We start from the raw sequence: 14,328 nt of genomic DNA on the forward strand, positions 1-14,328 counted from the left end.
AGGTATGCAACGAAGGAGAGTTTAGGACAACTACAGCAGTTCATCATTTAAATATGAATTATTGCCAATAATCTTTTTGATCCGCTGCATCACACCCGGGCCCATAGGAACATTAGACACTCGCTTTAATAGAATCCAGCGCAAACAAGCCATCGCTTCAAAAATCTCCGCATCGTCTGGTGTGTATTCTGTCAGACTCTTGAATAGAGCACTGTACATCTTACCGTTTCGTTCCCCTGTATAAACAGTCATCAAAAAAATGGACCACGCCATATCGTACCTCGGATCACCGCGCTGCCCATTTGTCCAATCGATGATCGTATATTGATCACCTGCCTCCAGAACATTTCCCAGGTTATAATCACCATGGATCAAATGATCTTGCCTCAACTCAGTCCGTTGAAGAAGGGTCGTCAGAATCTGATGCATATCCTCATGCAGTTCAATGGAGGGAAAAAAATATCCAACGAAATCATATTGTGGTATGTAATTTGCAGCCGCGTTACCTGTATCCTTTACATCATAACCATGGACCTGAATTAACTTTTGAGCCAATTGCTCCAGCTTGATTTTGCTTAACTTGGCTATAGGCTCCCCGTCATAACTTGTCAACAGGACTTGATTAGAATTCACATCCACGCCCCAACCGTAGGGTTGGGAGACTTGTATTCCACTCTCGTATAGTTGAGATAATAGTTCATACTGGTTGCAAATATTGGGTTTGGAGTCCTTGTTCCATATCTTTAACACATAAGAGTGATCAACGCATTCTATCTTCACAACGTCCGCTTCCAAGCCTGGTGAGAGGGGAAGCATCTTGTATGGTTTTTCAAGCAGGCAGCGAATTTCTTCGCTCAACTCGACCCAGCGGATACTTTCCAGCGTTAACCTCATTTTGCCCAACCCTTCTCTGTGAAATTAGAATTTGGATCTTTCTGTCTCCTTTTCACTCTAGTTGTCAGGTGTAATAAGTCCTTTACCAATGAAATTCGCAGACACGGGCTTCTTGTCCAGTTCTCTGGACCATACCGATAATTGCCCCATATGGTGAATCTCATGAGCAATCACGTGACGCATCACTTCTCCCCACGATTCCTCGGCGACGGAGCTATCCAATTCGGGATCGATGTAAGGTCTCTTTTCCATGCTAGGATCCCAGGATAGAACAAATGCTTCCACATCAGGTCGCATCTTGCGATCGAATTGTCGTACGGCTTCCAGTGTTTTATAGTTATCAAAATCCTCCATACCATCCGGTTTGCCCTGCAATACTTGGAGCCAGCTCCACTCTACATCAATGATATGAAAAAACGTTTGCAATATATTGCCTACTCCACCTGTTCGAGGCCGAAGCAGCTCTTCCAGCGGTACATCCTCACACCACTGAAACCATTGCTCACGCACGATCCAGTTATAACGAAAGAAAGATTCCATTTAACCATTCTCCTTTTCTATATAAATTGAACTAAAGATATTTACACTTGCCACTCCGTTGACAGAACAACCTTCCAATCGCTGTTATCCCCAGATTTTTTGAAATTCCTTTTTCAAAGGGTAAAATCCGGGGATAAAGGCGAACGCTCCGCTTTTTCAGGTTATTTCTGTCCTCTACGTTCTCGTGTAAATGTTTAGTTCAATTTATACATCATGCTTTTTAAATGTTTTGATCAGTCCCATTTTGGCAAAAGTATTGTCCGAATGTTCACGGTCTCCGTAAATTCCGCTAATCTGATCAAATCCCGATTTGGTCCAAAATCGTAATGCAGGCCAATTTTTGAGCGCCACATTGATTCTGATTTCCTTATAACCAAGCTCGGAAAACAATCGGTTTAACGCTTGCATCATTTCTTGTCCATAACCCTGCTTCTGGATTTCACTATGGATATACAAAAATTCGAGATAAACCGAATCCTCCATGGGGTAGCCATGGTACAGGCTCAACACACCTATACTTTTGTTTTCCTCATTCGTACGAATAGTCTGAATTCGGTAGTTCTCCAGCTTTCCCCCAGGAGGCAGATTGCCTTCTTCAAAGCACGTTCTCACATAATCCGGCTCATGATCTCGTCCGTCCCATTCCTGTACATAGTTACTCGTATCAACAATGGATTGGATATCGAAAATCTCAGCTTCTTTCAAATCGGAAATGAAAAGTCGCTCTGAATTCCATGCCGTTGGAATCTGTTTCATATTATCATCCCCAATCTCTTCGTGCCTTCTATCATAACCCATGATATGGTAAAAATAAAAGAGCCGCGATTGTCGCAGCTCCCTACTCTTTTGGCTTCGTCATCCTCTTCTTTACATAGAGTAAAACGTGAATTCCAGCGTATATAAACAGGACATTAAACAGATAAAGAAGAGCATTCACATTTATAGTGGAAAGAAACCAGATTGTATCATCCGGTTTCTTATAATGATAATCAGTAAAGAACCGCAAAGGAAAACCATACTCTGTTCGTAAAGTCCCCTCCGTATAGGCTGTTCCTGGAATACAGATCACAGCTAACACGGCAATCCAAGCCGAAAGATTAAATATTCTTTTATTAAACGTCAATTCATCTCATCCATTCAGTATATTTTCGGTATCCACCACATTCGCAAACATGCTCAGAACCGAATTGTGATGTTCTATAATCTGTTCAGCCTGAAGAATGTTGGAATTCCATGTGCTGTGAGCATCACGAACCAAGGTTAGTGCATAGCCAAGGCTACTTGCTCTACGACAAGTCGTATCCACGCATATCTCCGTCTGCATGCCAGTCAGAATAAGATCCGTCACTCCGTTTTCTTGCAATTTCAGATTAAGATCTGTTTCGTGAAACGAATCCGGTGTTTGCTTTTCAATAACAAGGTCACCCGTGATTGGCGCAATGGACGGATGAATCGCCCAACCTGCCGTTCCACGCTCAAGGGGACTGCCTGCTCCTTCACTATGCTGAATGTAGATAACGGAGTGACCTTTTCCCCGAGCCTTGGAAATGACGTGTTGTATTTTCTGAAGCAATACGTCCCCCTGATATACGGGATCTGATTCATCGAACATGGCTACCTGAACATCGATAACAAGAATTGCACAGTGGGTTGGCATCTTATATTCCTCCTGAAAAATAATATTAAATCAGCAATTGTATGACTACGTCTTGCGTTTTCGCACCGTTAACAAACCTTCCAATCCCAGATCGATCAACACAAATAGTATAGCAGCTAGAACGCCAAATAAGGTCAATACTATCGACTCTTTAAAATTTATAATTTCTTCTCCCGCGCCCATGAGCAAATAATAGATATACATACCTAAGACTCCAGCACATGCGTAACCCAGTATTCTCAAACTTAGATAAATGACATAATTTCCGAAACGAGATCTGCTCAACAGATAATCCACCAATAAGGATAACGGTAGCCCGATCAATGTGATCAGGGGAGTCGCATATACAAGATAAACAAGAATATAAAAATCAAAGCTGTAAGATTGATTCATGGATATTATACTTGCAATTAAAGTAAAACTAATGATGGTTAGAACGGTCGTCAGCAGCTTTCTTCCAATGTTCATCTCACCACTCCCGTAAGGTTATCCATATACAATGAATGTTCCTATGCGTCAGATTCTCCCGGTTGCCACCCGATTTCTTGGGACCATAGATGAGCTTTCTCTAATATGCTCCACACCATCGGTCCTTTGCCTTCCACGTATTTTGGCCGCTGGTCCTTGTATAATGCCATAAGCCTGTGCTTCTCTTCCGCATATTTCAATCGATCCGCTGGATGTTCCCTCAAATAATCTCTAAAAAGCAAGTTCATCTGCTCAGAGAAACTCCCAGCTTTCCTTACGTGTATATGTGTTCTCCTGCTTCCGGGTACTTCACGAAAATATCGCTTGGTTTTATCCGAATTTTCTTCTCTGAATATGAAACCGACCGCTTCAATTTCGTTTTTGTAGTTAAGCAAACCATCATAATCAGATACGGAAATTTGTATATCTATGATTGGCTTGGCATCCATGCCGAAGACGGAAGTTGATCCAACATGGTCAATCCGCACAACCTTTTCACCCAACGCCTCTCTTAATTTTATCCCGGTATCAAGGAACATGTGCCTCCAAGAAGGATCATACGTTGCAATTCTCCATTGATCTTCCATGCAGTCCTCCCTTAATTATCTAATCCAGCTATATAAGGAACAACAAGTCTTTCAATACTTTTGTCGCAATTTAAATTATTAAATCCACTAGACTACACCTGTCATCCGAAAACTAAAAATCATCATCATATATTTCTAGTTTTATTTGTTTCTTTAACTCAGTAATGTATTCGTATACATCATCAATATTTACTATACCTTTGACATTCCTCCTTAATAGATCATTGATAAAATTACTATCATTCTCTCTCAACCTTATATCTTTTAAGTAGTTATCATTATAGTCATTAATAAAATCTAATTTGTTCTTATAAAATCGAAATCGTTCCAAAACATAAATTTCCTTGAGATTAATGAATACAGCTAAAAAATCCTTGAGATTTCTGGCTACTAAAGTTACTTGATTACCCGATGCCATTGGCTGAATAAAAATAATAGGAGCTTTTTCCAGATCGCTAATTGATCCGTTAAACGTTAAAAAAGCAAAGTGATCACCATCTACCCCTGTTTTTCCAAATACGATGGCATCATCTGGGGTACAGTAGTACCTATCATCATCATTATTAAAACAAATATAAAAACCCACATAATCCTGTAAGGTTCTATCATGTCGTTCACGTAGTTCCTTATCTATTCGGACGATGTCTACTAATGATTCAGGCATTTCATATTTTATTATCACGTTTAAACACCTCTTCCTGATATCATAACGATGTGCGAGTCTATCGAAGATTCTTTGATTATATTTAGGCAAGACCCACATCGCTATCATTACGCTTCTCTTTTTACAACTAATACCTTTCCTATTCTATATATTAACGCAAGTAAAAAAAGAGAAGGAACAAAAGTCCCTCCCCTTACCTTTTCAAAGATAATCACACTTAAATTTAGAAAACTCAGCCACAGAACCTTCGCCACTCGCGTATAGACCAATTAGCACCCCTGTAAATCCCCCGGCAACTTCTGAGGAAAGGTATTTCGTCTGCGCTGTCCCTAGGAGGTTGTCCTTGCCATCCGCATGAATCAGGAAGCTGTAGCGCTCATGGCTTGCCTGTATCATTAATGTGGCCTGGTGATCATTTCCCAATTCCACTTCATTTTCGACTGATTTGATATCCCCAATATTCAGACGCTCAATTACCTTATACACGCCCTGTTCTTTGCGAATGGCCAAGTCATAATGGTGCTGTTCATCCATGTAGATGGTGATGCCTGCCTCGCCATTCGTAAGCCTAACGTCAACAGAGATAGTCGCGTCAAAGTCTTTTTGACGTAGCCCAATGAATGTCGGGGATGCTGGAACATCCAATGTCACTTCGGTTCCTTTTAACTTTATGTTGCCTTGCTCTAACAAATAATTTTCTGTATTGGGATGACGAAGAAAACACCAGTCCAGATTCCAATCCGTGTTCTCAAACGTATAGCTTTTCTTCTCTTGTTGAATGACTATGTCGGAAATACGATCAGTGTCAAAACTCATAAGCGTTGTACCTTTATGTCCTGCCGTAAACCAGCCTTCCTCGTCAAAGGTAACTGGCGTAAGGAATACTTCCCGGCCCAGATGATGATAGGTTAGCCACTGTCCACTCTGACGGAATCCCAAATGGAAAATCCACCAGTTGCCTGCCTCGTCCTGAATCAGGTCGCCATGGCCAACCCCCTGCAGTTCATAACCACCTAGATTACGGTTGGTCAGAACAGGATTCTTGGCATAAGGCTCGAAAGGACCGGAAGGAGAATCTCCCCTCGCATATGTGACCATATGACCGTATTCGGTTCCGCCTTCAGATGCCATGAGGTAATAGTAACCATTCATTTTATACAAATGTGGGCTTTCCAGATAACGTCCGCCTGATCCTTGCCATACTGAGCGACTTGGGGTCTTTTTGTGACCTGTTTCAATGTCAATTTCACACTGAATGATTCCCCCAATTCCTTCATCGTCGGTTCCGTTGCTCATAAAGAAGGCCTTACCGTCTTCAAAATACAAATCCGGATCGATTCCCCCTTGATCCACCATAATCGGTTCTGACCACTCCCCGTATATATCATCAGTCCATATATAGAAATTCTGACGCGTCGTGTCGTTCGTCGTGGTCATATAGAATCGCCCGTTATTGTATCGAATTGTAGGGGCGAAGACTCCACCGGAGCTGCTTACCGTCTCCAAATCAATCTGGCTTTTTCGGGTTAAACAATGGCCAATTTGCGTCCAGTTCAATAAATCTTTGCTTTCAAAAAGCGGAACCCCCGGAAAGTATTGAAAGGAACTGCACACCAGATAATAAGTGTCATCCACCTTGCAGATGCTTGGATCTGGATAAAACCCTTTAATGACCGGATTATTGTATTTCATTTGAGGCACCTCTTTTTCTCTAATTCACATATTTAAGAATCCAACTTCATAAGCAGATAAGAAAATTAAACACTATCGCAATCATTCTTTCAATGCGTTAGAGTTGAAGGGTCAAGTTAATTTCGTTAAATTAATATATATATGATTTCAATAGATCGGGTTAGGAGATGGTTAAGGATGATCAAAGCGAACGGAGATCCAAAATTCATACCGTTATACGAAGCGCTGGCAAGCGAGGTTAGATGGAGAATCATGGATATGATTGCAGATAGCGAAATGAATGTGAAGGATATTGCGGCTGCGTTAGAACTTAGCCCCTCCATCGTCACGATGCACATACGAAAGCTTGAGCAAGCTGGACTGATCGATAGCCGTAGGATACGCCTGAATGGAGGCACGCACAAATTATGTTTCCTCAAACAAAATAACATCGAGATCGAACTGCCCTCCGCCAGTCGGACAGCAAGAATTAGAGAACAGACCATTTCAGTGGGGCACTATACTGCATTTGAAGTTCATCCTACCTGTGGTCTTGGGACGCACGAGAAAGAAATTGGAGTCTGGGACGACCCACGCTACTTTCTTGATCCTGAGCGGGTTCACGCTGCCATCCTCTGGTTCGGAAGAGGTTATGTCGAATACAAAACGCCTAACTATATGCTTCCTGATGAGACTGCTAGCGCCATTGAGATTTCAGTGGAACTGGCTTCTGAAGCCCCGGGTTTAAGAGATCATTGGCCATCCGATATCCGATTTACGTTTAACGGTATTTCGCTAGGAACGTGGACAAGCCCAGCTGACTTCGGAAGAGCTGCTCGAGGCAAATATACGCCAACATGGTGGCATCGTAATGTGAATCAATATGGATTATTAAAGACAATTCGTGTTGATAGCTCGGGTACGTATATGGATGGAGAGTGGATGTCAGACGTGAAGATTGAGGATACCCAACTGGAGCAACCCTGCTGGACACTTCGTTTCACGGTTGACGAGGAGGGGACTAACGTCGGGGGATTAACACTCTATGGTTCCGGGTTCGGCAATCATGACCAAGATATTGTCATACGCGTACAACGCTAATCTTTCTTTATGTAGTAACGATTAATCCCGTTCTTCTCTTCAAACGCATTCCCTTGAATGAACGGGATACTGCTGTACGCAGTTAAAGAAGCTTTCTATATTCAACACCATGAACATGAATCAACACGTTCTGGGCTGCCAACCTTTCAAAAAAATCCAACATATCCCCAAAGGGATTTTCGAAATAGGCAATCAGGTGTTCATAATTTGCAGTGGATTTCAAATAGTTATAAAAAAAATAAGGGTCCATGTTACCCACATCATCTATACTGCCGAGGGAAACCTCCAACGTTTGCCCTGTTTCTGCATTCTCGAACATGCAATGCTCTCCATGAACATCGAAATGCCATTTTCCACTCAAATATTCTTCACCGTTTACTACTTCTTCATTGGATAGCAAGTAGTACGCTCCATTGATGATCTCTTCCTTTTCAGCCTGGCTGGTTTCCGAGATCAATTTGTCGATCAGTTCTTGTGCAATTCTTTTGTACGTGTCCATCGCTTCCAATAATGTATCTGTTATTTCTTTGGTTAAAGCGTGCATCTCTTGCCTCCTGCCTTCTTCTCACCCTTACTTGGTTCTTATATGCCTTACCATAGACCCATTTTCCAGTTCTTTTTCCAATAACAAATCCAGCAATCCATCAGGTACCAGCTTTACATCATCCATTGTTGTTGAAAAATAAGTGATCGGTTTCCAACATGCCTTATAGCGAATAGAACCTTCTAATCCAACAAATTCTTCCTGATTATATTGAGATTTATCTATAAATGATGCTTCATAGATAAAATCAATTTCATGACCTAATTCATCTTCTATTCCAAAAATATTTTCAATAACGGAAATTAATCGAGGCTCTTCGATCTCTTGATCCAACTCTTCTTTGAGCTCCCTGATCAGAGTTTTCTTACTGTTCTCACCGAACTCTATCGTTCCACCAATAGGCCTGTAGAAAGTAGTTGAAATATCCGGGAAGTTAATTTCCTGAACCAAAATGCGGTCTTCTTTCCTCAAAATAGCTAGTGAGACAGAACGAATATTCATTTTTTTCTCCTTAACCTATGTTTGTTTTTATTCCTTCGTACTAAATGTCTGAATATACTTTCTGGCATCGTCTCTGAATGTTTCCGTATAATGATCATTTGTATAATCTTTTAACACCTTTTGCCAGAACGCTATTGCAGGAGTATTACTCTCCATCTGAGCAAGTGCCCAATTGGCTTTGTATAACTCAAATATCTGCATCGCAGCAGCATATCCAACCCCACTTCTTCTAAACTTCTTCAGGATCATAAAGTCATAGATTACATGTGTAGGATCTGGATCGGTATCTAAATTTTCAAGTAGTACAATCACAAAGCCGGCTATAGTGCCAGAAATCATAATGAAATATGGCCTCCACCTTTTATCCCCTTCCCAAATGAAGTCAATATTCACATCGTATTTACCTTCTTGATTGATATCCTCGCTTGTATATTCGCTGAAATCATAATGGTACAGTTGATACAGATTCGATAACATACTTTTCTCTGCCAATGTTACTGGAGTGAGGTCTACTATCATACTGCCTCCCTATAGTTCTCTTTTAAATTCTGACTGCTTAGCATTGGTGCTCCAACAAATAGAGCTATTGACGGCTCGAACGCATCGCCTTTACATGTTTTAAACTACTATCGTTTAAGAACTCTTTATATGCTTCGGATTCAACGGCGTAGATCGCCACTTTTCCTTGTGAATTATGATGAATGCCCCAACCGTAACGTTTACCCAACGAAGAAGTGCGAAGACAGGGTTGTCCCTTAGAGAAAAACTTGGTTCTCTCTATGGATCTTTGTTCATCTGGAATATCATTGCGCTGCGCGAATACTTCAAACATGACATCCTCTTGCGTATATTGATAAGGATGGTTTGTTATCATTTCATACTGTATAACTGGAACGGTTTTGCCGCCGTTTTTGGCTTTGGGGATCTCTGCCACTTTAACAGGACAATCTTCTGCTACTGCAATAAAAGTTTCATAATAGTTCATGTCTTTCATCTATATATCCTCCCATCAATTCAGAAAATTAAAGGATACGAATATACGATCAAGCTTGAGCTGTTTTATAAATATTTCTTAAAAGCCTTGCTGGATTCCCCATCATATCCTAACTTCGTGTAAAAGCCATGTGCCTCGTATCTGGATGAACCGCTGGTTAGAAACACTTTTATACAATTTTTCTGTATGCATACATCCTCTATATACTTCATAAGTTCAGATCCATATCCCTTGCTCTGCACATGCCCCGTAATGATAACTCGCTCCACCACGCCAAACGGTCTATTTTCCACCAAGGCATCCAGACAAATATGTAAATGCGCAGTCCCAATAACCTGATCACCGACTTCGTAAACAAATAAGAAACTGTTGGGATTATTCCTTACTTCTTCTATCCGCTCTGCCAGTACCTTCGTATTCAGGTTGTTCGGTAATAATTCTTTGTACAACCTTTCAATAACCTCGACATCCCTTGCTTCGGCCTCTCTGATCATCAGGTTCCACTCCTCAACTTATATAATAACTTAATATGATGTCACCATTTTCCTCGAATTCACCCGTCTCCTGAAACCCGGATTTCTTATATAAAGCGTTTGCCACCTTGTTGTGCGGCACATGAGATACCCTGATTTGCTTGCAATCGGTTCTCTCTTTTAACTTATGAATGACTTCCTTGATCGCCAGTTTGGCGTATCCTTTCCCCTGGTATTTCTCATCAATCATGAATCGAAGTATCCAATAATATCCATCATTATATATCTCATTATCAAATAAAATAAAGCCTACCATACGGTCCTCTGCAAAAATTCCATATGGCTTCGAGGTGATCTCCTTCGTCGCATGTATTAAGGAATCTGCATTGCTTGCTACCAAATTTAGTTGGTCTTCGCGCGGTTGAAGCTGAATGCACGCTAATTTGTTTTCCTTGGTTATACGTTGTAGTGTTACTTGCTTTTCATTCATATTCACATATTTCCCCTTGAATTAAATCACTAGATTTTTTTGATCAAAATAATCTCCAAAGGCTGCGTTTCCAGCAATAGAGAGCCTGCATCAACATACCCCAATTTTCTATAAAAGTGTTGTGCATGTTCATCTGACTGTGTAGAAGTCATTACCGTATCAAACCCTTTTTGCTTCATCAGGTGCTCCCAGTGCTGTACGACGGCTCTGCCAATCCCTCCACTCCGATAGGGCTCGTCGATCCAGATCATATTCATGAAAGGAATGTTATCCCAAAAATACCCGTACCTCATCCATCCAATTCTTGATTCTTGCTCCCATATCATCAGGATTTCGTTCTCTTTGATCTTTGTCTCCACAAGCGAAGGATGGATATGTCGATCTCGTTCAAGAATATAACTGTAATCGGTTTCATCAGCATGTATAATTTTCATTGTCATTGCTCCTCCCATTAAACTACGTCCATCATAACCCAAAATGTGGAATACGCAACACAAAAAACCACGAATATTCGTGGTTTCATATGTCGGTACCATTTCCCTATGACCTACAAAGATCCGCTCACCAACTGCCCTCTGTACCATACCGCCTGTCGTGCAGATCTTCTGGCAACAGCTTCCGCAGAACAACTTGCGTGAACTAATATAAAGCTAGCCGTGTCCCCTACCTTCGGCCACACCTGTTGTCCCTTAGAATCTAACGTTGTCATCCCACCTGTGACAAATGCAAGCGACTGAGACAAGGACAGCTCATCGTTAAACCCGTACAGTTCGGCGAAACGTCCCGCTTTCTCCAGTTGATCTCCATTGCCAAACGGAGACCAATGATCCGTCAAGCTATCTGTCGCCAGCTTCACGTTCACCCCATGTCGATGGAGCATCGGAAGGGGCATCATCATTTTACCGATAGGCACGGTCGAAGCAACGCTCATACCAAGGGAGGCCATTCGTTTGGCCATATCTTCCGTTTCCTGCTGTTCCGCGCGGGCGAACCAGAACGCATGGCTTACGGTAACTTTGCCCTGAAGTCCCGCTTCTTCAGTCAAATCAGCCAACCGCAGCAATGTTTGTTTACCCGGTTCTCCGGATTCATGCAAATGAATATCGATGCCTGCCTGATACTGAACAGCCAGTTCGACCATTGCATTTAGCGATTTCTCGATATGCTCGTCCACAGTGTGAGGATCAAGTCCACCTACATGAGTGGCCCCTTCCGCCATGGCTTGACGCATGAGTTCAACCGATTTAGAGCGGAGAAGTCCATGCTGCGGGAAAGCGACGATTTCAGCGGATATTTTGCCCGAAAATGTCTCCAATGCCTGCTTCGTCGCTTCCAGCCGTTTCAACCCGCTAACCGGTTCAATATTGCAATGACTGCGCACATGAGTCGACCCATACCCTTGAATCAGGCTCAGAATGCTCTCCGCCTGACGTTTGGCATGGGGTAACAGCTTGGGCAGCAATACTTCCTCTTCTTCGATCCGTTCGAAAATGCTGGAGATGCGTCGCACCGCTTTCCATGGTCCGTCGTAATACGTTTTATCCAAATGAATATGTCCTTCCTCGAACGAAGGCAACAGCAGCAGTCCTTTACCATCAACCTGTGGCAACTCGCTTGTTAATTCCATATCCCCATCCACAATAGCTGCAATGACTCCATCTTCAATCCGCAGATGACCAAGGCTTGTCCGGGTGCCCGTTACCTGCCCGTCTTCCATTACATAACTTTGCTCCAATAATACGTTGGTTAACCAGTATTCCTGCTTCAACATGGTCACTCCCTCTTTCCACTCGGTCTATCGTGCATCGAGTACCGATTCATCTGTGGTCAATGGTACCATAGGACTTCATTCAGCAAAAATAGTTAAAACGTTGGTGTTCCATACGATTATCGTTTAGATATTATTGGACCTCCCCGTTAGTATACGAAGTGTGATATATCCCAAAGCTTGAATCACAAATACCAAAGCCACAAACTCAACCAGAATGCTGTTGCCTGCACTTAAATCATTCATGATATCCTTCAAAATGAGTCCAGGCTGCTTCAAGACATCCCAACTATTCCACCGATTAAATCTCCCGATGTATACTCCTAGACTGCTCAGGAGTAAAATAACGCCTACAACTACCATGCTGCTAAATGGGTTTAATCGTTTAGTTAACAATCTGTGGATTTGATGTATCGAGCAAATGGACAGAACTAAACCCAGTATAGCTACGACAAACGTTAGGCTGAGGCTATACCAAAAATCAATATTAACCCAGAATTTAGTTTCCTCTTGAGAATCAAAGTATCTGAATGCATGCAGAATTTCTGTGAAAAGATATGCCGAATTCGGTAGCAAGAACAACCAGCCTGCACACATCACCCCGACCAATGCGATACTCGTTTTTGAAAGTTTCTTATTGCTTACATAACTAATCGTTGATGAAATGATGAATGGAACCCATGCCAAGAACATATCCCACGTCAAAAATTGATACATGTTTGTGTTTGATTTGGTACGCAAGTAGACAGCAACCAGCAGACAGCCTATAGTAGCAACGATTAAAACACTACTCAATTTTAAATAAAATGTATTTTTATGATTGTTCATTTCTTCGCTTCCATTTTCCTTTCCTTGGTGGTATGCGTGTGTAATCCCGATCACCTGATCATCGATTCATAAACGAATCGTGACTACGTCTCCTAGTAATCCACGTCCATCATAACCCAAAATGTGGTATATACGAAAATCTTAGGATCGTTTAAGCCATTTACAGTGACAGCTCTCAGACAATCATTATTATTTTAACGAATCCAGAACACCCTATTTAGCGAAATTCCACGGATCAATCATCGTAATGAACCATAGACAGCTTATTCCCTTGCTTTGTGAGTCTTACCACATCAATATGCTGGTTTTTAATGGAATAAGGCGCCTGACGTTCGTTAGCTTTTGCATATCACGCTATTGCTCACAATAAGGTGTAGGAGATTCGGTAGCGTCGTGACTCAGGTTGTGACCCAGAAGGAAAAGAAAACTTCCGCGATAGTTCCGTTCAGCATCCTTTCTTCTAACCGTTAACCGTAGAGAATGCAAAAAAACAGGCACTAGGGAGTGCCTGTACATATGAGAACCGAGCGAAGCACTTAGCGATAGTTCACTGCTTCTTTTTTATATGAAAATATGATGATCAGAAATTAAACCGCGCATGCCCGCCATTGGTCACGCCTTCGATCTGTTCAATGTCCAGCAGTCTTCGCTTCATCTCCAGTCCTCCGCGAAAACCGGTCAGCTTGCGGTTGGCACCGATTATGCGATGACACGGCAGCAGTACCGGAACGGGGTTGGCTCCATTGGCTGCCCCAACAGCTCGCACCGCTGAAGGTCTTCCCACCGCAGCCGCAATGTCGCCATAGGTTCTTGTCTCACCATAAGGAACATTCCCCAACTCTGTCCATACCTGCTGTTGGAATGCCGTTCCAATCAGATCGAGCGGGATTGTATCTGTAAAAGCCACTTTGTCTCCGGCAAAATAGGATTGCAGCCAATCCATCATGCCTGTCTGCTTCAACGCTGATTCGTTCTCTTCGAGCTCCACTCCAGGAGCAATTCGTCCAATCCAGCTGCTCCAATCTTCCAGCGTTTCATTGGGCATAATGACCCGGCATAACCCTTTTTCGGTGGCAAGCAATACCCACGGACGACCGTCTAATTCCATTTTGGTCCACATGATGCTCTTTCTCATACGTTTATCGTCC

General features: G+C 42.2%; 19 protein-coding genes. 1 reads left to right on the forward strand and 18 read right to left on the reverse strand.

Features of this window, described 5'->3' with window-relative positions; genetic code table 11:
* Positions 1 to 30: 30 nt before the first annotated feature.
* The 8 genes from BMY78_RS23895 to BMY78_RS23935 form a co-directional block, all read right to left on the reverse strand.
* Positions 31 to 894: an aminoglycoside phosphotransferase family protein gene (locus BMY78_RS23895; RefSeq protein ID WP_256222353.1), complete on the reverse strand. Its 864-nt coding sequence runs from the start codon at positions 892 to 894 to the stop codon at positions 31 to 33.
* Between the two features lie 57 nt (positions 895 to 951).
* A complete protein-coding gene (locus tag BMY78_RS23900; RefSeq protein ID WP_090903863.1) occupies positions 952 to 1,434 on the reverse strand; it encodes a DinB family protein in 483 nt (160 codons plus the stop codon).
* A gap of 204 nt (positions 1,435 to 1,638) precedes the next feature.
* On the reverse strand, positions 1,639 to 2,190 hold the full coding sequence (locus BMY78_RS23905) for a GNAT family N-acetyltransferase (RefSeq protein WP_090903864.1): 552 nt from the start codon (positions 2,188 to 2,190) through the stop codon (positions 1,639 to 1,641).
* A 373-nt stretch (positions 2,191 to 2,563) separates the two neighbouring features.
* Positions 2,564 to 3,091: a cysteine hydrolase family protein gene (locus BMY78_RS23915; RefSeq protein WP_090903866.1), complete on the reverse strand. Its 528-nt coding sequence runs from the start codon at positions 3,089 to 3,091 to the stop codon at positions 2,564 to 2,566.
* A 45-nt stretch (positions 3,092 to 3,136) separates the two neighbouring features.
* Positions 3,137 to 3,559, reverse strand: coding sequence for a hypothetical protein (locus BMY78_RS23920; protein ID WP_090903867.1), 423 nt, complete (start codon positions 3,557 to 3,559; stop codon positions 3,137 to 3,139).
* Between the two features lie 41 nt (positions 3,560 to 3,600).
* Entirely contained in the window at positions 3,601 to 4,146 is a 546-nt protein-coding gene (locus tag BMY78_RS23925; protein ID WP_090903868.1) for a GrpB family protein, read from the reverse strand.
* A gap of 112 nt (positions 4,147 to 4,258) precedes the next feature.
* Positions 4,259 to 4,828, reverse strand: a complete 570-nt coding sequence (locus BMY78_RS23930; RefSeq protein WP_143067078.1) for a hypothetical protein — start codon at positions 4,826 to 4,828, stop codon at positions 4,259 to 4,261.
* A 183-nt stretch (positions 4,829 to 5,011) separates the two neighbouring features.
* On the reverse strand, positions 5,012 to 6,502 hold the full coding sequence (locus BMY78_RS23935; protein ID WP_090903870.1) for a glycoside hydrolase family 43 protein: 1,491 nt from the start codon (positions 6,500 to 6,502) through the stop codon (positions 5,012 to 5,014).
* Positions 6,503 to 6,679: 177 nt separating this feature from the next.
* Here BMY78_RS23935 and BMY78_RS23940 point away from each other — a divergent pair, with 177 nt between their 5' ends.
* A complete protein-coding gene (locus tag BMY78_RS23940; RefSeq protein ID WP_090903871.1) occupies positions 6,680 to 7,582 on the forward strand; it encodes an ArsR/SmtB family transcription factor in 903 nt (300 codons plus the stop codon).
* Positions 7,583 to 7,664: 82 nt separating this feature from the next.
* Here the strand turns inward: BMY78_RS23940 and BMY78_RS23945 are convergent, their stop codons facing one another.
* The 10 genes from BMY78_RS23945 to BMY78_RS23990 all read right to left on the reverse strand — a co-directional run bounded on the left by BMY78_RS23945 (position 7,665) and on the right by BMY78_RS23990 (position 14,315).
* On the reverse strand, positions 7,665 to 8,126 hold the full coding sequence (locus BMY78_RS23945; RefSeq protein WP_090903872.1) for a DUF6896 domain-containing protein: 462 nt from the start codon (positions 8,124 to 8,126) through the stop codon (positions 7,665 to 7,667).
* A 27-nt stretch (positions 8,127 to 8,153) separates the two neighbouring features.
* Positions 8,154 to 8,627 (reverse strand): NUDIX hydrolase, encoded by a 474-nt coding sequence (locus BMY78_RS23950; RefSeq protein WP_090903873.1) that lies wholly within the window; start codon positions 8,625 to 8,627, stop codon positions 8,154 to 8,156.
* 27 nt (positions 8,628 to 8,654) lie between these two features.
* Positions 8,655 to 9,146, reverse strand: coding sequence for a GNAT family N-acetyltransferase (locus BMY78_RS23955; RefSeq protein WP_090903874.1), 492 nt, complete (start codon positions 9,144 to 9,146; stop codon positions 8,655 to 8,657).
* A 64-nt stretch (positions 9,147 to 9,210) separates the two neighbouring features.
* A complete protein-coding gene (locus BMY78_RS23960; RefSeq protein WP_090903875.1) occupies positions 9,211 to 9,621 on the reverse strand; it encodes a DUF6157 family protein in 411 nt (136 codons plus the stop codon).
* A gap of 65 nt (positions 9,622 to 9,686) precedes the next feature.
* Positions 9,687 to 10,115, reverse strand: a complete 429-nt coding sequence (locus BMY78_RS23965; protein WP_177185857.1) for a GNAT family N-acetyltransferase — start codon at positions 10,113 to 10,115, stop codon at positions 9,687 to 9,689.
* A 13-nt stretch (positions 10,116 to 10,128) separates the two neighbouring features.
* Entirely contained in the window at positions 10,129 to 10,584 is a 456-nt protein-coding gene (locus BMY78_RS23970; protein ID WP_090903877.1) for a GNAT family N-acetyltransferase, read from the reverse strand.
* Between the two features lie 29 nt (positions 10,585 to 10,613).
* Complete coding sequence (locus BMY78_RS23975; protein WP_090903878.1) at positions 10,614 to 11,018, reverse strand: GNAT family N-acetyltransferase; 405 nt, start codon at positions 11,016 to 11,018, stop codon at positions 10,614 to 10,616.
* Between the two features lie 113 nt (positions 11,019 to 11,131).
* Positions 11,132 to 12,355 carry an amidohydrolase family protein gene (locus BMY78_RS23980; RefSeq protein WP_090903879.1) on the reverse strand — a complete coding sequence of 408 codons (1,224 nt, stop codon included), beginning with the start codon at positions 12,353 to 12,355 and terminating at the stop codon, positions 11,132 to 11,134.
* Between the two features lie 123 nt (positions 12,356 to 12,478).
* Positions 12,479 to 13,180 carry a DUF1361 domain-containing protein gene (locus BMY78_RS23985; protein ID WP_143067079.1) on the reverse strand — a complete coding sequence of 234 codons (702 nt, stop codon included), beginning with the start codon at positions 13,178 to 13,180 and terminating at the stop codon, positions 12,479 to 12,481.
* Between the two features lie 580 nt (positions 13,181 to 13,760).
* The gene (locus tag BMY78_RS23990) at positions 13,761 to 14,315 is read right to left on the reverse strand and encodes a methylated-DNA--[protein]-cysteine S-methyltransferase (protein WP_090903881.1); all 555 of its coding nucleotides are present in this window, start codon (positions 14,313 to 14,315) and stop codon (positions 13,761 to 13,763) included.
* Positions 14,316 to 14,328 lie beyond the last annotated feature (13 nt).

The sequence above is a fragment of the Paenibacillus sp. OK076 genome, assembly GCF_900110055.1.
In the GTDB taxonomy this organism is placed as follows: Bacteria; Bacillota; Bacilli; order Paenibacillales; family Paenibacillaceae; genus Paenibacillus.